Source organism: Actinomadura sp. NAK00032 (assembly GCF_013364275.1).
GTDB lineage: Bacteria > Actinomycetota > Actinomycetes > Streptosporangiales > Streptosporangiaceae > Spirillospora.
In genome coordinates this window covers 2245381-2264255 of the sequence record NZ_CP054932.1, presented here as the reverse complement: position 1 = coordinate 2264255, position 18875 = coordinate 2245381, and the positions used below count along the sequence as shown (strand labels likewise).

At 72.2% G+C, this 18875-nt stretch carries 15 protein-coding genes and 1 tRNA gene; 5 read left to right on the top strand and 11 right to left on the bottom strand.

The window, feature by feature from the left end; genetic code table 11:
• The first annotated feature begins 25 nt into the window (after positions 1–25).
• On the top strand, positions 26–1213 hold the full coding sequence (lhgO, locus tag HUT06_RS10590) for an L-2-hydroxyglutarate oxidase (RefSeq protein WP_176195561.1): 1188 nt from the start codon (positions 26–28) through the stop codon (positions 1211–1213).
• On the opposite strand, the gene HUT06_RS10585 is transcribed toward lhgO, so the two are convergent.
• The gene (locus tag HUT06_RS10585; RefSeq protein WP_176195560.1) at positions 1210–2724 is read right to left on the bottom strand and encodes a carboxylesterase/lipase family protein; all 1515 of its coding nucleotides are present in this window, start codon (positions 2722–2724) and stop codon (positions 1210–1212) included. The genes lhgO and HUT06_RS10585 overlap by 4 nt on opposite strands.
• Positions 2725–2801: 77 nt before the next feature.
• On the bottom strand, positions 2802–3440 hold the full coding sequence (locus tag HUT06_RS10580) for a TetR/AcrR family transcriptional regulator (protein WP_176195559.1): 639 nt from the start codon (positions 3438–3440) through the stop codon (positions 2802–2804).
• Between the two features lie 105 nt (positions 3441–3545).
• Here HUT06_RS10580 and HUT06_RS10575 point away from each other — a divergent pair, with 105 nt between their 5' ends.
• Positions 3546–4406, top strand: a complete 861-nt coding sequence (locus tag HUT06_RS10575; protein ID WP_176195558.1) for an oxygenase MpaB family protein — start codon at positions 3546–3548, stop codon at positions 4404–4406.
• A 12-nt stretch (positions 4407–4418) separates the two neighbouring features.
• Here the strand turns inward: HUT06_RS10575 and HUT06_RS10570 are convergent, their stop codons facing one another.
• The 5 genes from HUT06_RS10570 to HUT06_RS10550 form a co-directional block, all read right to left on the bottom strand.
• The gene (locus HUT06_RS10570) at positions 4419–5228 is read right to left on the bottom strand and encodes an SDR family oxidoreductase (RefSeq protein ID WP_176195557.1); all 810 of its coding nucleotides are present in this window, start codon (positions 5226–5228) and stop codon (positions 4419–4421) included.
• Positions 5225–6580, bottom strand: coding sequence for a cytochrome P450 (locus HUT06_RS10565; protein ID WP_176195556.1), 1356 nt, complete (start codon positions 6578–6580; stop codon positions 5225–5227). Before HUT06_RS10565 ends, HUT06_RS10570 begins: the two co-directional genes overlap by 4 nt.
• Before the next feature lie 160 nt (positions 6581–6740).
• Positions 6741–9695, bottom strand: coding sequence for an AMP-binding protein (locus tag HUT06_RS10560; RefSeq protein WP_176195555.1), 2955 nt, complete (start codon positions 9693–9695; stop codon positions 6741–6743).
• Between the two features lie 56 nt (positions 9696–9751).
• Positions 9752–11398, bottom strand: a complete 1647-nt coding sequence (locus HUT06_RS10555) for an AMP-binding protein (protein WP_176195554.1) — start codon at positions 11396–11398, stop codon at positions 9752–9754.
• A 130-nt stretch (positions 11399–11528) separates the two neighbouring features.
• Positions 11529–11900 (bottom strand): DUF3054 domain-containing protein, encoded by a 372-nt coding sequence (locus HUT06_RS10550; protein ID WP_176195553.1) that lies wholly within the window; start codon positions 11898–11900, stop codon positions 11529–11531.
• 107 nt (positions 11901–12007) lie between these two features.
• Between HUT06_RS10550 and HUT06_RS10545 the strand changes: the two genes are divergently transcribed.
• Entirely contained in the window at positions 12008–12949 is a 942-nt protein-coding gene (locus HUT06_RS10545; protein ID WP_176195552.1) for a DUF5996 family protein, read from the top strand.
• A 148-nt stretch (positions 12950–13097) separates the two neighbouring features.
• Here HUT06_RS10545 and HUT06_RS10540 read toward each other — a convergent pair.
• Positions 13098–13171 (bottom strand) — tRNA-Met (locus HUT06_RS10540).
• Positions 13149–13838: a TetR/AcrR family transcriptional regulator gene (locus HUT06_RS45180; protein WP_176195551.1), complete on the bottom strand. Its 690-nt coding sequence runs from the start codon at positions 13836–13838 to the stop codon at positions 13149–13151. Before HUT06_RS45180 ends, HUT06_RS10540 begins: the two co-directional genes overlap by 23 nt.
• 60 nt (positions 13839–13898) lie before the next feature.
• On the opposite strand from HUT06_RS45180, the gene HUT06_RS10530 reads away from it, so the two are divergent.
• Positions 13899–15107 (top strand): cytochrome P450, encoded by a 1209-nt coding sequence (locus HUT06_RS10530; RefSeq protein ID WP_176195550.1) that lies wholly within the window; start codon positions 13899–13901, stop codon positions 15105–15107.
• Here the strand turns inward: HUT06_RS10530 and pruA are convergent.
• Positions 15104–16735, bottom strand: a complete 1632-nt coding sequence (gene pruA / locus HUT06_RS10525) for an L-glutamate gamma-semialdehyde dehydrogenase (RefSeq protein WP_176195549.1) — start codon at positions 16733–16735, stop codon at positions 15104–15106. The genes HUT06_RS10530 and pruA overlap by 4 nt on opposite strands.
• A 13-nt stretch (positions 16736–16748) precedes the next feature.
• On the bottom strand, positions 16749–17657 hold the full coding sequence (locus tag HUT06_RS10520) for a proline dehydrogenase family protein (RefSeq protein WP_176195548.1): 909 nt from the start codon (positions 17655–17657) through the stop codon (positions 16749–16751).
• A gap of 116 nt (positions 17658–17773) precedes the next feature.
• Between HUT06_RS10520 and HUT06_RS10515 the strand changes: the two genes are divergently transcribed.
• Entirely contained in the window at positions 17774–18874 is a 1101-nt protein-coding gene (locus HUT06_RS10515; RefSeq protein WP_176195547.1) for a CdaR family transcriptional regulator, read from the top strand.
• The last annotated feature ends 1 nt before the right edge of the window (position 18875 follow it).

The following is an 18875-nucleotide window of genomic DNA, read 5'->3' as shown; positions in this document are numbered from 1 at the left end:
GCCCGGCGCCCGTTAGGGTGCGGGGGTGGCGGAAACACGGGTCGGCGTCGTCGGCGCGGGGATCCTCGGGCTGGCGATCGCACGCCGGCTGGCCGAGACGCGCCCCGGCGTCCAGGTGACGGTCCTCGACAAGGAGGACCGCGTCGCGGCCCACCAGACGGGCCACAACAGCGGCGTCGCCCACGCGGGCCTGTACTACGCGCCCGGCTCGCTCAAGGCGACGCTGTGCAGGCGCGGCATCGGGCTGCTCAAGGAGTACTGCACCGACCGGAACCTGCCCTACGAGGAGTGCGGCAAGGTCGTCGTGGCGCGGGACGCGTCCGAGGTGGCCGCGCTCGACGAGATCGAGCGGCGCGCGACGGCCAACGGCGTTCCGGGGCTGCGGCGCCTGACGGGCGGCGGGCTGCGGGAGATCGAGCCGCACGCCGCCGGGGTCGCCGCGCTGCACTCCCCCACCACGGCGATCGCCGACTTCCCGGCGGTCGCCCGCGCGTTCGCCGCGGACGTCGCGGCGGCCGGCGGCGAGATCAGGCTCGGCTTCGAGGTCGTCCGGCTCGGCCGGGCCGGCGACCGCGTCACGGTCGCGTCCCCGCACGAGGAGCTGGTCTTCGACCGCCTCGTCGTGTGCGCGGGGCTCCAGTCGGACCGGGTGGCGCGCCTGGCCGGCGACGCGCCCGCCCCGGCGATCATCCCGTTCCGGGGCGAGTACTACCGGCTCGTCCCGTCCCGGACGGACCTGGTCCGCGGCCTGATCTACCCGGTGCCCGACCCCCGCTACCCGTTCCTCGGCGTGCACTTCACGCGCCGCGTGGACGGCGGCGTGGACATCGGCCCCAACGCCGTCCTGGCCCTGGCCAGGGAGGGCTACCGGCGGCGGGACGTCCGGCCCGCCGACGTGTGGGAGACGGTCCGCTGGCCCGGCTTCCGGCACCTGGCGCGGCGGCACTGGCGGACGGGCGCGAAGGAGCTGTACGGGTCGGCGGTGAAGCGGGCGTTCGTCGCCGAGGCGCGCGGGTTCGTCCCGGCGCTCGCGGCGGCCGACGTCGTCGCGGCGCCCGCCGGGGTCCGCGCGCAGGCGGTGGACCCCGACGGCTCGCTCGTCGACGACTTCCGCATCGGGCGCGTCGGCCCGGTCGTGACGGTCCGCAACGCCCCGTCCCCGGCGGCGACGTCCTCCCTCGCCATCGCCGAGCACGTGGTCGAGCGGCTCTAGTCCCAGAGCTTGCGGACGTCGCCGCGCGGGTCGGCGGCGGTCGCGTCGCCGGGCCCGTCGAACGTCCGCACCGGCCGCGCGGACGGGTCGAAGCGCTCCCAGCCGGGGTCGCCGGTGGCCGCGAAGTCCACCCAGTGGCGGTGCATCCGGTCGGCGAGGGCCTGCGGCGGGTTCGGCCCGGCGAGCCCCTCCGCCTCGGCGGTCAGGTTGTCGAACACGAAGCCCAGTTCGAGGGCGTGGCAGGCGCCGAGGCCGTGGTTCGGCGACCGCCACGCGAACTCGTACATCCAGGTGCGGCCGCCGGAGGCGGCGTGCCCGGCGGCGGCGCGGTTGGCCGGGATCCGGAACAGGTGGTCGGTGATGATCGTCGCCATCAGCTCACCGGCGGTCATCTCCGGGTACCGGTCCCGGTAGGCGCCGGGCAGCCCGGCCGGGACGCCCATCCCGGCGGTGACGAGGCCCACGACGTCGTCGGTGAGCTGGTCCGCGAGGCCGGTCGGCATCAGGAAGAAGCGGAACTCCTCGGAGGTGTAGCCGATGAGGAGGTCGACGTCGCGGCCGGCGCCGGCGGCGATGGCGTCCTCGGGCCGCCGGGCGAGCAGCGCGCCGTCCAGCACCGGGGTGAGGGACATGCCGCCCGCCGCCGTGGTGGCGCCCCACCGGCCGGGGTCGGGCACCATCGACACCTCGGCGGCGACGGACGACTGCGCGGGCAGGATCGCGGCCGGGTCGAGCGCGGCGAACGCCTCCGCGGTCGGCTCGATGCCGAGCCGGGCGGCCATCTCCTTCGTGACGAGCAGGGCGTCGTCCGGGTCCTGCGCGATGCTGCCGGCGCCGCTCTGCGCGATCGCGCGCCGGAACAGCCCGAGGTCGAGGGACAGCAGCGTGGTGACGCTCATCCCGCCCGCCGACTCGCCGAACACGGTGACGTTGCCCGGGTCGCCGCCGAAGGCCGCGATGTTGTCGCGGACCCACTCCAGCGCGGCGATCTGGTCGAGCAGCCCCCGGTTGAGCGGGGCGCCCGGCAGGTTCGCGAAGCCCTCGACGCCGAGCCGGTAGTTGACGGTCACGCAGACGACGCCGTCGCGGGCGAAGTTGCGCCCGTTGTAGACGGACACGGCGCCGGACCCGTTGCGGAACGCGCCGCCGTGGATCCACACCATGACGGGCAGCCGGGAGCCCCCCGGCTCGGGCGTCGTGTCATTCAGGGGGGTCGACCCCCTGTACCCCCCGAAGTACGGCGTCCAGACGTTCAGGTTGAGGCAGTCCTCCCCTGGGATGTCGGGGTCGGGCAGCAGCGCGTCGTACGGCTTGGGGTAGCCGGGCTTGGGCGCGGTCGGCCCGTACTCGAAGGCGTCGCGGACGCCGTCCCACGGCTCCGGCGGGCGCGGCTCCCGGAAGCGGTTCGGCCCGAACGGGGGCGCGGCGTAGGGGATGCCGAGGAAGGCGGTGACGCCGTCGCGCGTCCTGCCGCGCACCTTCCCGTGGGACGTCTGGACGACCGCCTCCATGCCGCGCCTCCGGTTCTAGAACGCAATTCGACAACCAGAGCGTACGGGACGGGCGGCGGCGGCGGAACGCCCCCTCGTCACCCGTTCCGGGGCGCGGGGCGGAGCATCCGGGTGAGGTAGTCGCGGGCGAACGCGCGGGTGGCGTCCTCGTCGTCCAGCCGCAGCCCGCCGCCCGGCACGAGCAGCAGCGACACCGCGAGCCGCAGCAGCACCTCGGCGACGGTGTCGTGGTCCTGCCCGTCGCCGGGGCGGGCGCGGCGCAGCCGGTCGGCGAGGATGTCGCGGGCGGCGAGCATGACCGCGCCGCCGTTCATGCTGAGCTGCGGCAGGAACGCCTCCGGCTCGCTCTCCAGGACCCGCCTCGTCAGCGGATGGGTGCGGGCGCTGCGCAGCCCGACCACGAACCCCTCCACCACGGCCTCCTCGGCGGACGCGAGGTCCTCGGTGGCCTCGGCGATCGCGGTGAGGAACCGGTGGCACTCGCGCAAGATCACCGCCTGAAGCAGTTGCTCCTTGTTGCTGAAGCGCCGGTAGATGGTGGTGCGCGCGACCCCGGCCCGCTTGGCGACGTCCTCCACGCTGACCCTGCGCAGCCCGTAGGTCTCGAACTCCGCGAGCGCGGCGTCCAGGATGCGGGTGTCGAGGTCGTCGGCCCCGGTGTCGGGCTCGGCCAGCCGCGCGAGCAGCGCGTCCGAGGTCGTCGCGTCCGTCGTCATAGCCGCACCCTAGCCGGATCGGGCACCCGGCCCGTGCCCGCCGGATGCTACACAGATACAATAATCGTCGTTCTGTACTTCTGTCTCCCACGCGCGGCGGTGCACATGACGGACCAGGCCGAGACGCAGCCCCCGGCCCCGCTCGGACCGGGCTCGCTGACCTGGCGCTACTTCGGCGACACCCGGATGGCCCTCGTCGGGCCCCGGGCGGCCGTCCTGCAGAACATGCTCCCTGCGCTGGGCCAGGGCGTCCTCGACCACTCGGTGTTCTTCAAGGAGACGTTCGCTCGGGTCAAACGGTCCGCCGGGCCGATCCTGGACACCGTGTACGGCGCGGAGCGGTCCGCCGAGACGGGCCGCAAGGTCCGCGACTACCACCGCGACATCAAGGGCACGATGCCGGACGGCGCCCGCTACCACGCCCTGGACCCCGAGACCTACTACTGGGCGCACGCGACCTTCCTCGACAACATGCTGTACGGGATCGAGACGTTCATCCGCCCCCTCACCGACGCCGAGAAGCGCCGCGTCTACGAGGAGTCGAAGACCTGGTTCCGGATGTACGGGGTCAGCGACCGGGCCATGCCGGCGGACTGGGAGGCGTTCCAGGCGTACTGGAAGCGGATGCTGGACGAGGAGATCGTCCCGCACAAGACCGCCCGGTACGGCGTCGGCTACGTCACCAAGGGCCTGCCGCGCCCGAAGCGGGTGCCCGCGCCGCTGTGGCGCGCGGTGTCGCCGCCGCTGAACTCCGTCGCCCGGTTCATCACGGTCGGCGGCCTGCACCCCCGCATGCGCGAACTGCTCGACCTGCCGTGGAGCGCCGCCGACGAGCGCCGCCACCGCCGCTTCGCGGCGGCCGTCCGCGCCGGTAACCGGCTGTGGCCGCTGCTGCCCGAGTCCGTCCGCTACCTCCCGCAGGCCCGCCGCGCCTTCCGGAAGGCACGGAAGACACGACGGGCCTGAGCGAGAAGAGGATCAGGAGTTCGACCGGATGCGCGCGTCGTACTCCTTGCGGGCGTCGGGATCGTACTCAAGGAAGATCTTGTCGAGGCCGAGCCGGCGGGAGGTCGCCTGGCGGAGCCGCTCGGGGAACAGCGCGCCGAGCCGGACCTGCGTGCCGAGCTTCTTCGGCACCGCCACCTGCGGGCGTGGCCTGCCGATCAGCTCGACGACGGCCGCGGCGATGTCCTCCGGCTCGCAGTTGCGCTGCCCCTTCGGGCTGCGCGTCCCGGCGACCAGTTCGGTGTTGGTGAACGTCGGCAGGACGGCGCTGACGTGCACGCCCCGGTCCCGCACCTCCAGCCGGGTCGCCTCGGTGAAGCCGACGACGGCGGCCTTGCTGGCGTTGTAGAGGGCGAGGCCGGGGGTGAACATCACGCCGGCGAGCGAGGCGATGTTGATGATGTGCCCGGACCCGCGCGGCAGCATCCGGCCGAGGGCGAGCTTGGTGCCGAGCATCACGCCGTGGACGTTGATGTCGATGCAGCGGCGGGCGTCGGCGTCGCTCTCGTCGGCGACCGGCCCGATCGGCATGATCCCGGCGTTGTTGATGAGGACGTCGAGGGTCCCCGCGGCCTCCTCCGCCGCGTCCAGGAACGCGGTGAACGACGCGCGGGACGTGACGTCCACGGTGAGGCCGGTGACGCCGAGCGACGCGGCGGCCTCCTGGACGGCGGACTCGTCGATGTCGCCGATGACGACGGTGGCGCCCTTGGCCTTGAGGGCGCGGGCGGTGGCGAGCCCGATCCCCCGCGCGGCCCCGGTGATGGCGATGACCTTGCTCATGCTTGCTCCAAGCGGTCGAGCCGGACGGGTAGCCCGTCCTTCGGCGAAGGGAGGGACGTGGTGTCCAGGGGCCATTCGTACCGCGCGGGGACGCTCCAGCGGTAGCGCTGGAGGACCTGGTGCAGGATCGTCTTGACCTGCATCCCGGCGAAGTACAGCCCGATGCACTTGTGCGCGCCGCCGCCGAACGGGGCCCAGGCGTACTTGTGGGCCTTGTCCTCGCGCCGCTCCGGCGCGAAGCGCTCGGGGTCGAACCGCTCCGGGTCCGGCCACCACTGCGGCATGTGGTGGTTGCTGAGCATCGGCACCACGACCATCGTCCCGGCGGGGACGTGGTAGCCGAGGATCGAGGTGTCCTTGACGACCTTGCGGGGCAGCGCCGGGACGGGCGGCAGCAGCCGCAGCGACTCCTTCATCACCATGTCGATGCCGGTGAGGGCGTCCAGGTCGGCGTAGGCCGGCTGCGCCTTGCCGAGGCCGAGCGACTCCTCGCGCAGCCGCTCCTGCCATTCGGGGAACTTGGCCAGGTAGTAGGACATCGTCGTCAGCGTGATGGTGGTGGTGTCGTGCGCCGCCATCAGCGCGAAGATCATGTGGTTGACGACGTCCTCGTCGGTGAACCGCTGCCCGTCGTCGGTCTCGGCCTGGCACAGCGCGGCGAACAGGTCGTCGCCGCCGTCGCGGCGCTTGGCGGGCAGGTGCCGGTAGAAGAACTCCTCCAGCACCTTGCGGGCCTGCAGCCCGCGGTGCCAGCGCAGCCCGGGGACGGGGAACCGGACGTAGGCCGTCCCCGCGCGGACGGCGTCGATGAACGCGCCGTTGACCCGCGCGCGCTCGGCGTCGTCCAGGTCGACGCCCATGAACACGTCCACGGCGAGGTCGAGCGTGAGCTTCTTGATGTGGTCGTACACCTTGAAGCCGGGTCCGGGCTCCCACGCCTCGACGCCCTTGACGATGCCGGGCGCCATCGCGTCCATGTAGGCGCGCAGCCGGGCGGGCGTGAACGCCTGCTGCATGATGCGGCGGTGGTGCAGGTGCTCCTCGAAGTCGAGGAGCATGATGCCGCGTTTGAAGAACGGCCCGATGTAGTAGCTCCACGCGGGCCCGCTCGCGAACGCCTTGTCCCGGTTGACCAGGACGACCTCGGCGGCCTCGGGCCCCTGGACAGTGCAGGTGCGCTGCCCGAGCAGCCAGCCCCACGCGACGGGCCCGTACTGGTCGTAGCGCTTGCGGGCCATCCCGATCGGGTCGCGCATCACGGCGAGCGTGCTGCCGATGTAGGGGACGCCGGGCACGCCCGGGACCGGTTTCAGGCCGCTGCCCTGCGGCGGCGGCGCGAGGACGCTCGTCATGGACCCTCCGGGACGCGTGCAACAAAAGACCGGATTCTGTTGCTTTGTTCTAACGTAGCGGACGCCCGTAAGTCCAGACTTATCACCCGTGACTTGCGCGCCGGCGCGCCTCGCGGGCCGTCAGCGCGCCTCGCGGGCCGTCAGCGCGCCTCGCGGGCCGTCAGCGCGCCTCCCGGGCCGACGGTGCCCGGAGCAGCCGCCGCCGCGCCGCGTCCGTCAGCGGCCGGTACGCGCCCGCCTTGTCCCGGTAGTAGGCGCGGCCGTCGCCGGCGGCGGGAACGCCCTCGTCCCGCAGCGGCGCCGTCCGCAGCCGCCGTCCCGCCGTGACGGGCACCTCGTCCACGACCCGCACCAGCGCGGGCCGCAGCCCCGGCTCGACCCGCAGCAGCGCCTCCGACAGATCGATCGCCTTCAGCTCACCGCCGCCCCGCAGGCTCACCGCCGCCGCGGCCAGCTCCGTGCCTCCCACGGGGATGCCGTAGACCGCGACGCTGTCGACGTACGGCAGGTCGCCGAGCGCGTCGCGGATGGGGCCGGGCGGGACGATGCCGTCGACGGTGCGGATCAGCTCGGTCTCCCGCCCGACGAGCCAGTAGTCGCCGTCGGCGTCCCGGCGGAACAGGTCGCCGGTGATCGTCCACGCGTCCTCGGGCCAGAACACGCCCCGCACCGGGCGGGCCGCGGCGCCGATCGCCGACAGCCGGACCCGGGCGAGCAGCATGCCGATCTCGCCGGGCTCGCTCTTGACCGCGAACCCGTCCGGCCCCTCGGCGAGCCGCCCCTTCTCCAGGTCGTACCGCGCGAGCCGGACCCGCGCGCTGCCCGGCAGCGGCCGGCCGAGCGAGCCGGGCTTCTTGCCGCTCATGTTGACCAGCACCGCCTCGCCCTCCGTCGAGGCGTAGAACTCCAGGACGCGCGCGGGCGCGAACCGGTCCTCGACCCGGCGCCACAGCCCGCGCGGCATCCCGGACCCGATGAACAGCCGGACGGCGTGGTGCCGCTCCGCCGGGTTCGGCGGCGCGTTCACCAACTCGCGCAGCATGGTCCACGTGTAGGACGCGACGGTCACCCCGTAACGGCGCGCCTCGTCCCAGAAGGTCTCCGGATCGAAGGAACTGGCCAGGGCAAGCCGCGCGCCCCCGGCCACCGCACCGCCCAAGCTCATCAGCAAAGCGGACGGATGCTGCAGCGGAGTGATGCTGTACACGGTGTCGGACGACGACAGCGCGGCCGACGAGGCCGTCCCGAACGCCGACAGGGCCCACCGCCGGTTCGTGATGCGGCTGGCCCGCAGTTGCTCCCCGTCGCCCCGGAACACCACGAACGCGAGGTCCCCGGCCCGCCCCGGGTTCGCCCGGTACCACCCCGGCAGCTCCACCTTCGCGGGGTCGATGGTCTCCATGTCGATCAGCGCCCCGCGGTCGCCGCGCCCGACGCCGCCGAGCAGGTAGCCCTGGACGTCCTCCAGCCGCGCGGCCATCGCCGCGTGCTCCGGGTCGGCGATGACGCGCGCCACCCGGCCGAGCCGCGCCTCCGCGGCCGGGTCGCCGTCCGGGCGCAGCAGCACCGCGACGGCGCCGAGCCGGCTCAGCGCCGCGACGAGCGCCAGCGCGGTCGGCCGCGTCTCCATCAGCACGCCCACGGCCTCGCCGCGCCGCACCCCGATGTGGATCAGCCCGCGCACCACCGCGTCGACGCGCCGCTTGGCCGCGTCATGGGTGTGCGCGCGCCCCTGGTACAGGAAGAAGACCTCGCCGGGCCGGTCCCGGGCCTGCTCGTCCAGCAGCAGCCCCATCGACATGCGCGTGTCGGACTGGATGCGCTCCAGCCGCGCGAGCCGGGGCAGGTTCTGCGCGGCCTCCCCGCTGAGCTGCCGGGTGCCGTGGACGACCTGCGAGGCCGTCCGGAGCGCCGACCGCGCGGCGCTGGTCCCGATGCCCACCGCCAGCTGGAGCCCGTAGCCGGCGGAGCCGCCGGGCAGGCCGGCGGGTTCGGCCTCCTCGTCCCCCGCGACCGGCGCGACGATCTCCGGAAGCTCGTCCTTGCCCTCCCGCCACAGCGCCCACGACGCGACCGCGGGCCACGTCCGCGCGATCGCGAGGCTGCCGACGACGAGCCCGAAGTGCCCGGCGCGCAGCGACGCCTCGTACACCTGCGCGCGCGGCGCGGCCCGGCGGATGCCGCGCACCATCGGCGGCGAGGCGATCTCGTCGACCTCCCCGACGAACGTCAGCACGGGGCAGGTGATGTCGGCGAGCGTCACCAGCCGGTCGCCGACGACGAACCCGCCGGTGAGCATCCGGTTGTGCTGGATGAACTGGCGGAGGAACTCGGCGAGCGCGGGCCCCGGCCACGACACCCACCCGTCCCGCTCCAGGAACCGCCGCTGGCGCTCCCTGGGCGCGAGCCGCTCCCGGTCGTGCAGTTGCAGGATGAAGTCGACGCGCGACCGCACCGACTTGACCGGGCTCAGGACCTGGAACCCGAGCCGCGTCACCCACCCCGGCACCGCGAACCCGCCGAGGACCCAGTCGGGAATCCGCTCGACGCCCTCGGACGCGAGCCGGCTCGGCAGTCCGAAGGGAAGCCCCTGGCTGGTGTCGGACGGGCTGCCGAACGTCACGACGGACTCGATGCCGTCGCTGCGCCGGTAGGCGGCGGCCTGGTAGACGAACATGCCGCCCTGCGAGTACCCGGCGAGGTGCACGTCCCGCCCGGTCGCCTCGCGGATCCGGTCGACGGCGTCGCTGACCGCCAGCACGTGGTCGCTGACGGTCCGCTCCAGCCCGCCGGGCTCCCGCTCGGGCGCGCCGAAGTCGACCACCCACGGGTCGACGCCGAGGTCGTGCAGCACGCGCACGGCGCTGACCCGCGAGGAGATGTCGTACACCTCCGCGGTAATCATCAGCGGCGGGACGAGCAGTACCGCGGGCCCGTCCGCCGCCTCCGGGAAGTAGTGCCGCAGCCGGTACACCCGCTGCTCGGTCACCACCTCGCACGGAGAGGCGTCCTCATCGGTGTCGAACCCGCCGAAGCGGGCGACCTCGAGAGCGTTCTGGGCGGTGGAGCCCAGGCGGGCGCCCAGGCGGAACAGCGTTCTGGCAACAGCCGGCATCGTCGACCTCTCACAGCGTCACCGCCATGTTGTCGTGTTATCACCGGCTTTAGCAATCAGCGGACGACCCGTGCGCCGTCCATCTGCCCGCCCTGCAGCCGCTCCCACATGTACCGCCGCCGGGGCTTGCCGCTGGAGGTGCGCTGGATCAGCCCGGTCCCCACCACGATCGTCAGCTCGACGTCGTCGCCGACCCGGCGGCGCAGCGTCTCCCGCACGGACGGGACCCACTCCTCGCCCTGCGTCTCGGCGAACAGCGCGAGCCCCTTCCGCCCGGCGCCCGGCACGCCGACCACCACGATGCGGCCCTTCCCGAGCCCGCTCACCTCGGCGATCTTGGATTCGAGGTCCTCGACGTACACCGACCGGCCGCGCACCTTGATGCTGTCGCCCATCCGCCCGAGGACGAACAGCTGCCCCTCGTGGAAGAACCCGGCGTCCCCGGTGTAGACCTTCCCGTCCATGAACCGCGTCGACTTGGCCTCGGCCCCCGCGAAGTACCCCGGGCAGGCCGAGGCGCCCCCCACGACGATCTCCCCGAGAAGCCCGTCCTCCAAAGGGCGCCCGGAATCATCGACGATCACGACCGACACATCGCTCTCAGGCGTCCCGCACCCGACGACCCACCCGGCCTTGGCACCGAGCGACTGGGCTCCGAGCCGGTGCTGGTCGAGGATCCGCACGGGCTCCCCGAACGTCAGCGCCTCCGGGTCGGGCCGGACGGCGAGCGGGTCGCGCGGCGCGTTGTCCATGGTGACCAGCAGCGTCGTCTCGGCCATCCCGTACGCGGGCTTGAACATCGACCGCGAGAACCCGTACGGCTCCACGAGCTGGGCGAAGATCTCCAGCGCGTGCGGGTCGATCGGCTCGGCCCCGATCAGCGCCATCTTCCATCCCGACAGGTCGAGCCCTTCCAGCTGCTCGGGCTTGACCCGCCGCGCGCAGTACGCGTAGGCGAACGGCGGCGCGGCCGTGTGCTGCGCCTCCGCGAAGCAGCGGATCCACCGTGCGGGGTCGCGGATGAAGTGGTCGGGCCGCATCAGCCGCAGCGTCCCCTGCCGCGCGATGGGCGTGATGAACGTCCCGATGAGCCCCATGTCGTGGTAGAGCGGCAGCCACGACGCGACGATGTCGCCGTCCTCGTAACCCGCCATCCGCGCGATGAGGTCGCTGTTGGCCTCCAGGTTCTCCCAGGTGACCATGACGCCGCGCGGGGCGCCGCTGGACCCGGAGGTGAACTGCAGCAGCGCCAGCTCCCCCGCGGGCTGGACGTCGGCCTCGACGCCCTGCCGGGGCTGCCACGGCTCGCCGCTCATCCCGGCCTGCTCCATGGCGCGCCCGGCGTACTCGGCCAGGTCCTTGGACGCGATCACGAGCGCCGGCGACGCCTGCCGCAGGATGGCCGCGACGTGGGCGACGTAGTCGTCCCCGTCCTGGAAGAGCGGCGGCGTGATCAGGCAGACGGTGGCCCCCGCCGCCCACACCCCGAAGTAGGTCTCGATGCAGGTGAAGTCCGTGGGGAGGACGAGGCAGACGACGTCGCCCGGCCGGACGCCCTCCTCGATCAGCGCCCCGGCGGTGCGCCGCGCGGCGGACGCCAGCCGGCCGTAGTCGCGGTACTCCCAGCCGCCGTCGTCGGCCGCGAGGTGCACGCCACGTCCGGTGTTCGGCCGGTCCAGCCATTCGCGCAGCGCAGATGCCATCGTGTTCCCTTCACCCTGATCCGCCACCCACGTGACTCGCGGGTAACTTCACCAGGACGGGGCGCCTCCGTCAACCGGTGCGACCACCCAAAGAGACCGGGCGGTCATTTGGAGGTCCCCGACAAGCGCGTCACCCGGCGGAGGCGGACGTCCGGCGCCCTGCCACGACCCGCGCGGCGAGCCGCCACCCGAGCAGCGCGGCCCCGAGGAACAGGGTCGCCACGATGACGAACGCGAGCGCCGTCCCCTGCCCCGAGACGGCCCGCAGCACCATGCCGACGGCGACGGCGGACACCCACACGCCGACTCCGGTCGGCACCAGCGCGTCGGCCCGCCGCCAGGCCCGGGTCAGGCCCCAGCCGACCCCGGCCCCGACGAGGAACGGCCAGGCGGTCGTGGCGAACCCCGTCAGGCTCGCGGCCTCCTCATGCGAGGCCCGCCCGATCGCCACGAAGACGAGCACGGAGCAGACGTCCGCGAGTCCCGCCAGATAGTTGCGCATATCTCCAGGCTAGAGCCAGGGACCGGTGCCCTGACACGGGGTCGGCACGTGCATTCTCACGGCATGAGGGGGGTATCAGCACCCAGCCAACGACACCTGGAGGCACGATGCCCGAGCGAGGCGAGGACGGGAACTGGCCGCGGCTGCGGCTGGCGGACTGGACCGACACCCGCGAGACGCTGCACATGTGGACGCAGATCGTCGGAAAGATCCGCATGGCGCACGCGCCCCTGCTGAACCACTGGTGGCAGGTCACCCTGTACGTCAGCCCGAGGGGCCTGACCACGTCGTCGGTCCCGTACGGGAACGGCGCCTTCGACATCGAGTTCGACTTCGTAGACCACGCACTCCGCATAAGACGAAGCACAGGCGAGACACGCGCTCTAGCCCTAACCGCAAAACCAGTAGCGGACTTCTACACCAACGTCATGAACACCCTGAACGACATGGGCATCCAGACCCAAATAAGCGCGACCCCGAACGAGGTAGACCCGGCGATCCCGTTCGCCGAGGACAACCAGAACGCGTCCTACGACCCGGACGCGGCACACCTCTTCTGGCGCCAGCTGATCCAGGCCGACCGAGTCCTGAGCGCGTTCCGCGCCCACTTCACCGGCAAGGTGAGCCCGGTGCACTTCTTCTGGGGCGCGATGGACATGGCCTGCACCCGCTTCTCCGGCCGCGAGGCCCCCGTCCACCCCGGCGGCGCCCCGAACTGCCCCGACTGGGTCATGACGGAGGGCTACTCAGGCGAACTGTCCAGCGCCGGCTTCTGGCCGGGCGGAGGCGAGGAGGGCGCCTTCTACTCCTACGCCTACCCAGAACCGAAGGGCTTCGCCGACCACCAGGTCCCCCAAGGCGCCCACTACGACAAGACCCTAGGCGAGTACGTCTTCCCCTACGAGGCAGTAGCGGCTTCAAAGAACCCAGACGCAACAGCAGCAGCCTTCCTACAAGCCACCTACGAGGCAGCAGCAGAAAACGCAAACTGGGACAGACAGTCACTAGAACAATCCCCAACCCGCCTAAACCACCACAAAGCAGGCTAAGCGGGGGTCTAGGGGCGAAGCCCCAGGGGCGGGCGGGTGGGGGAGGTGGAGGAACGGGGGGCTCCGGGGGGTCGTCCCCCCGGGCGAAATGCGAAGGGCCCCCTCGGGAAGCGAGCGAAGCTCGCGACCAAGGGGGCCCCAGGACCAGTAGCGGGGGCAGGATTTGAACCTGCGACCTCTGGGTTATGAGCCCAGCGAGCTACCGAACTGCTCCACCCCGCGGTGATGTCTTAACTGTATTGGGTGGGGGGTGCTTAGGCAAACGGGTGGGGGCGGGTGCGGGTGTGCGGAGGGCGGCGGTGAGCATGGCGGTGAGGTCGGCGGTGTAGACGTCGTGGGCGAGCGCGGGGGGTGCGGGGTCGGGGAGGCGGGCGGCGCGGTCGGCGAGGGCGGCGGTGAGGAAGGCTATGAAGTGCGAGACACGCTCAAGCGCGATGGCTTCGACATGAACGGCACGGCAGGCGTCTTGAAGTAGTTCAAGCTGCCCCTGAAGGGCGGTGCCGCGCAGAAGAGGCGGGAGGTGCCGGTCGCGGATTCCGGCGCGTCCGGCGAGTTGGGCGGTGATGCGGAGGAAGTCGCGGCCGTGTTCGGTGCGGAGTTCGTCGGCGGTGGGCTCGACGATGGCGGCGGTGATGGCGGGGAGGTCGCCGGGGCGCAGGCCGGGGAGGGCGGCGGCGCGGGCGGGTTCCATGCGGGTGATGCCGGCGCGGAGGACGGCGTCGAGGAGGCCGGCGCGGGAGCCGAAGTGGTAGGTGACGGCGGAGTCGTTGCCCTGTCCGGCGAGGGTGACGATGTCGCGGGTGCGGGCGGCGTCGATGCCGTGGGCGGCGAAGAGGTGGGCGCCGGCGTGCAGGAGGGCGTCGCGGGTGGCGCTTGCGTCTTTCGGCACGCCGATGATACTAACAGGGGGCGTTAATAACGACGCCTGTTACAACGGGAGGCCGCGCGCATGGCGGACGTCTACGACCCGTTCGACCCCGGTTTCCAGGCCGACCCCTACCCCGCCTACGCACGGCTGCGGGACGCGGACCCCGTCCACCGCCACGACGATCCGCCGTTCTGGGCGCTGTCCCGGTTCGACGACATCTGGGCGGCGACGCGGGACGCGGGGACGTTCTCGTCCGCGCAGGGCCTGACGTTCTATCCGGACGAGATCGGCACGCTGGGCCTGGCGCCGACGATCGTGATGCTGGATCCGCCGCGCCACACCGTCCTGCGGCGCCTGATCAGCCACGGCTTCACGCCCCGCCGCACGGCGGCCCTGGAGGATCTCCTCCGCGAGTTCGTCCGCTCCCGGATCGCCCTCATGGAGCGCAGGGCGGCCGACGGCGAGGTCCCGGACCTGCACCGCGACTTCTCCTCGCCCCTGCCCACCTACGCGCTCGCGCACCTGCTGGGCGTCCCGGAGTCCGACCGGGCCCGCTTCGACCCGTGGGTGTCGGCGCTGACGACCCTCCAGGACGACGGCTTCGACCTGAAGGCGCTGAAGGACGACGCGGTCGCCGCCGTAGCGGAGATGTTCGAGTACTTCACGAACGTGATCGCCGCGCGCCGCGCCGACCCGTCCGACGACCTGATAAGCGCGCTGACGGCCGCCGAGGCGGACGGAGAGCGCCTCACCGACTGGGACATCCTCGGCTTCTGCTTCGTCATGGTGGCGGGCGGCAACGACACCACCGGCAACCTGATCTCGCACGGGGTCGCGCTGCTGGACGGCGACCACGCGCAGCGCGAGCGCCTCGCCGCCGACCCGTCCCTGATCCCGAACGCGCTGATGGAGTTCCTGCGCCTGGAGAGCTCGGTGCAGGCCCTCGCGCGGACGACGACGCGCCCGGTCGTCCTCCACGGGACGGAGATCCCGGAGGGCGAGAAGGTGATGATGCTGTTCGGGTCGGCGAACCGGGACGAGCGCGAGTTCGGCCCGTCCGCGCACGAGCTGGACGTCACCCGGGAGATCCCGCGCCATCTGGGCTTCTCCAGCGGCGTCCACTTCTGCATCGGCTCGCACCTGGCGAAGCTCCAGGCCCGTATCGCCCTGGAAGAGCTCCTCCAGGCCCACCCCCACACAGGCGTGGACCTGGAGAACGCTCAACGGATCGCGTCCCCGTTCACCCGAGGCTGGGTCTCACTCCCGGCCACGGGCATCGGCCCGACCTAGCCCATGTGCGGGTACCGGTAGTCGGTCGGCGGAACGAACGTCTCCTTGATGGACCGAGGCGACGTCCACCGCAGCAGGTTGAAAACAGACCCGGCCTTGTCGTTGGTCCCGGACGCCCGCGCGCCGCCGAACGGCTGCTGCCCGACGACGGCGCCGGTGGGCTTGTCGTTGATGTAGAAGTTGCCGGCGGCGTACCGCAGCACCTCTGCGGTGTGCGCGGCGGCGGCCCGGTCGTTCGCGATGACGGCGCCGGTGAGGGCGTAGTCGGCGACCGACTCCATCTGGGCGAGCATCTCGTCGTACCGCTCGTCCTCGTAGACGTGGACACCGAGAACAGGCCCGAAGTACTCGGTCCGGAAGATCTCGTTCTCAGCATCACCGGAGACGAGCACGGTGGGCCGCACGAAGTACCCGACACTGTCGTCGTAGGTCCCACCGGCGACGACCTCGACACCCGGGTCACCGTGCGCCCGGTCGATGGCCGCCTTGCTCTTGGCGAAGGCCCGCTCGTCGATCACGGCGCTCATGAAGTTGGACAGGTCGGCGACGTCCCCCATGGCGAGCCCGTCGACCTCGGCGGCCAGCTCCTCCTTGAACCCGCCGTCCCAGATCGACCGCGGGATGTAGGCCCGCGACGCCGCCGAGCACTTCTGCCCCTGGTACTCGAAGGCCCCCCGCACGAGCGCGGTCTTCAGCACCGCCGGGTCGGCGGACGGGTGGGCGACGACGAAGTCCTTCCCGCCGGTCTCCCCCACGATCCGCGGGTAGCTCCGGAACTTCTCGATGTTGGTCCCGACGGTCTTCCACAGGTGCCGGAACGTCGCGGTCGACCCGGTGAAGTGGATCCCGGCCAGCTCGGGGTGCTGGAGCGCGACGTCCGACACCGCGAGCCCGTCCCCGGTCACGAGGTTGATGACGCCGTCCGGCAGCCCGGCCTCCTCCAGCAGCCGCATCAGCAGCACGGCCGAGTACGTCTGCGTCGGCGACGGCTTCCACACGACCACGTTGCCCATGAGCGCGGGCGCGGTCGGCAGGTTCGCGGCGATCGCGGTGAAGTTGAACGGGGTGATCGCGTAGACGAACCCCTCCAGCGGCCGGTGGTCGGACCGGTTCCACACCCCGGCGCCGCTGATCGGCTGCTCGGCGAGGATCCGCCGCGCGAAGTGCACGTTGAACCGCCAGAAGTCGACCAGCTCGCACGGGCTGTCGATCTCCGCCTGCTGGACGGTCTTGGACTGGCCGAGCATCGTCGCGGCCAGCAGCGTCTCCCGCCACGGCCCGGCGAGCAGGTCCGCGGCGCGCAGGAAGATCGCGGCGCGGTCGTCGAACGCCATGTCCCGCCACGCCGGCGCGGCCTTCAGCGCGGCGTCGATCGCGTCCCGCGCGTCCTCCCGCGTCGCGGTGCCGAACGTGCCGAGCACCGACGCGTGCCGGTGCGGCTGCACGACGGCGACCTTGGCGCCGGCCCCGAGCCGCCGCTCGCCGCCGATCGTCATCGGCAGGTCGACCGGCGCCTCGGCGGTCAGCTCGGCGAGCCGCGCCTCCAGCCGGGCCCGTTCGGCGCTGCCCGGCGCATACCCGCGCACCGGCTCGTTGACCGGCATCGGAACGTTGGTCACGGCGTCCATCAGGGGGCCCTCCTTAACGGGAGACGAACGAACGGAGAAAGAAGACGAGGTTGGCGGGCCTTTCGGCGAGCCGCCGCATGAAGTACCCGTACCAATCGGCGCCGTAAGGGACGTAGACGCGCATCCGATGGGCCTCAGCAAGCCGCCGCTGCTCACCGGCCCGAATGCCGTAGAGCATCTGGAACTCATAAGACTCAGCCGACCGCCCCGCCCCGAGCGCCTGCGCAATTTCAATGATCCGCGGATCATGGCTGGCGACCATCGGGTACCCGTCACCCTCCATCAGCAGCCGCAGCCCCCGCACGTAAGCACGGTCGACCTCACGCCGCCCCTGGAAGGCCACGGACGCAGGCTCGGCATAAGCGCCCTTGACCCACCGGACCCGCGAGCCCTCCCCCACCAGATCCCGCAGATCGCCCTCACTGCGTCGCAGCATCGCCTGGACGGCGACACCCACCCACGGGAAGTCGCTCCGCAGCTTGCCCAGGACCTCCAGCGTGGAGTCGACGGTCGTGTGGTCCTCCATGTCGAGGGTGACGGTCATGCCGATCCGCCCGGCGGCGGCGCAGATCTCCCGCGCGTTGTCGAGCGCCAGCTCCCCCGGCAGCGCCTGCCCGAGCGCGGAAAGCTTCACCGAGGCGTCAGCACCTCCCGCGAGGCCCTCTTCCTCAAAGGAGGAGAACATCCGCAGATAGGCGTCCCGGGCGGCCTCGGCCTGCGAACGCTCCCGGGTGTCCTCCCCCAGATGGTCAAGGGTCACGGAAAGCCCGGACTCCCGCAGCTCCCGCACCGCCCGGACCGCGTCGCCGAGCTCATCCCCGGCGACGAACCGGTCGACGACACCCCTGGTGAGGGGCATGGACGTGACGAGACCGCGCATCCGCTCGCTGCGCGCGGCAGCGAGGAGGGCGGAAGCGAGCATCGGAGCCTCCAACGTCGAGGAACACCTCGAACGGTAGAAGCATCACGCCCCTCCCCCTATAGCCAAACGCCACTTCCACCCGAGCTAGACTTCATACAAATGCACAAAGGAGCGAGATGCCTCCAGACCTCCAGGAAATCGCGGAACTAGCAGCCGACCTCCTGCGAGCTCCCGCCACGCTCGAAGACCGCGACTTCCACCTGGTCGCCTACGCGGCCCACGGCGACACCATCGACCCCGTCCGGCTGGACTCGATCCTGCACCGCCGCTCGTCCGAGGACGTCCGGGCCCGCTTCGAGCGGCACGGCATCGCCCGCGCGACGGGCCCGGTCCGCATCCCGGCGGACGCGTCCCTCGGCCAGCTCGCCCGGCTCTGCCTGCCCGTCCGCTGGCACAACGTGACCTACGGCTACCTGTGGCTCCTGGACGACCAGGAGCGCATCACGAGCGCCCAGGCCGCCAAGGCGATGCCCCTCTGCGAACGGGCCGCCCTCCTCATGGCCCGCCAGGCCCGCGAGCGCGACGACCTCGGCTGGAAGGTCGCCGACCTGCTCTCCACCCACCCGGACACCCGCATCCAGGCGGCGGACGACCTGACCGAGGCCGCCTCCCCGGAACCGCCCTTCGCCGTGGCGGTGCTGCGCACCCCGAGCCCGGAACCACTCAACCCGTGGCAACTCCCCCACTCCGTCCTGATGACGGTGTGGCAGCGCGACCACATCCTCGTCATCCCGAACTCGACCCCGACACCGCCGACGGTCGACCGGGCCCGCCGCCTCCTGGAGGAACGCAACGCCCCCGTCCAGGCCGGCGTCTACGCCCCTTGCGCCACTCTTGAGGACGTCCACGAGGGCTGGCTCCGCGCCCGCGTGGCAGCACGCACCGCCGCCCCCGGCGAGACCCGCGACTGGACGACCCTTGGCGTCCTACGCCTCCTCCGCACCGCAGGCGACGAGGCCCTGACCCAAACCACCCAAACCCCAGGCACCGACCACCTACTGCAACACCCAGAGCTAACGCAAACAGCCCGCATCTACCTGGACCTGGCGGGCAACGTCCAGCAAACAGCGAAGACCCTCAACATCCACCGCCAGACCCTCTACCACCGCCTGCGCCGCATAGAAGAGCTGACGGCCCTGACCCTCACCAACGGCCAGGACCGCCTAACCCTCCACCTGGCCCTAACGCTCGCGCCCCACCTGACTCCCCCGACCTGAG

What these genes read in the sequence shown, in the direction of transcription:
- HUT06_RS10550 (WP_176195553.1), bottom strand. Translation starts at nt 11,900, where the DNA reads ATGCGCAACTATCTGGCGGGACTCGCGGACGTCTGCTCCGTGCTCGTC.
- HUT06_RS10585 (WP_176195560.1), bottom strand. Translation starts at nt 2,724, where the DNA reads ATGGAGGCGGTCGTCCAGACGTCCCACGGGAAGGTGCGCGGCAGGACG.
- HUT06_RS10560 (WP_176195555.1), bottom strand. Translation starts at nt 9,695, where the DNA reads ATGCCGGCTGTTGCCAGAACGCTGTTCCGCCTGGGCGCCCGCCTGGGC.
- HUT06_RS10570 (WP_176195557.1), bottom strand. Translation starts at nt 5,228, where the DNA reads ATGAGCAAGGTCATCGCCATCACCGGGGCCGCGCGGGGGATCGGGCTC.
- HUT06_RS10580 (WP_176195559.1), bottom strand. Translation starts at nt 3,440, where the DNA reads ATGACGACGGACGCGACGACCTCGGACGCGCTGCTCGCGCGGCTGGCC.
- HUT06_RS10575 (WP_176195558.1), top strand. Translation starts at nt 3,546, where the DNA reads ATGACGGACCAGGCCGAGACGCAGCCCCCGGCCCCGCTCGGACCGGGC.
- HUT06_RS10555 (WP_176195554.1), bottom strand. Translation starts at nt 11,398, where the DNA reads ATGGCATCTGCGCTGCGCGAATGGCTGGACCGGCCGAACACCGGACGT.
- HUT06_RS10530 (WP_176195550.1), top strand. Translation starts at nt 13,899, where the DNA reads ATGGCGGACGTCTACGACCCGTTCGACCCCGGTTTCCAGGCCGACCCC.
- HUT06_RS10515 (WP_176195547.1), top strand. Translation starts at nt 17,774, where the DNA reads ATGCCTCCAGACCTCCAGGAAATCGCGGAACTAGCAGCCGACCTCCTG.
- HUT06_RS10565 (WP_176195556.1), bottom strand. Translation starts at nt 6,580, where the DNA reads ATGACGAGCGTCCTCGCGCCGCCGCCGCAGGGCAGCGGCCTGAAACCG.
- HUT06_RS10545 (WP_176195552.1), top strand. Translation starts at nt 12,008, where the DNA reads ATGCCCGAGCGAGGCGAGGACGGGAACTGGCCGCGGCTGCGGCTGGCG.
- HUT06_RS10520 (WP_176195548.1), bottom strand. Translation starts at nt 17,657, where the DNA reads ATGCTCGCTTCCGCCCTCCTCGCTGCCGCGCGCAGCGAGCGGATGCGC.
- pruA (WP_176195549.1), bottom strand. Translation starts at nt 16,735, where the DNA reads ATGGACGCCGTGACCAACGTTCCGATGCCGGTCAACGAGCCGGTGCGC.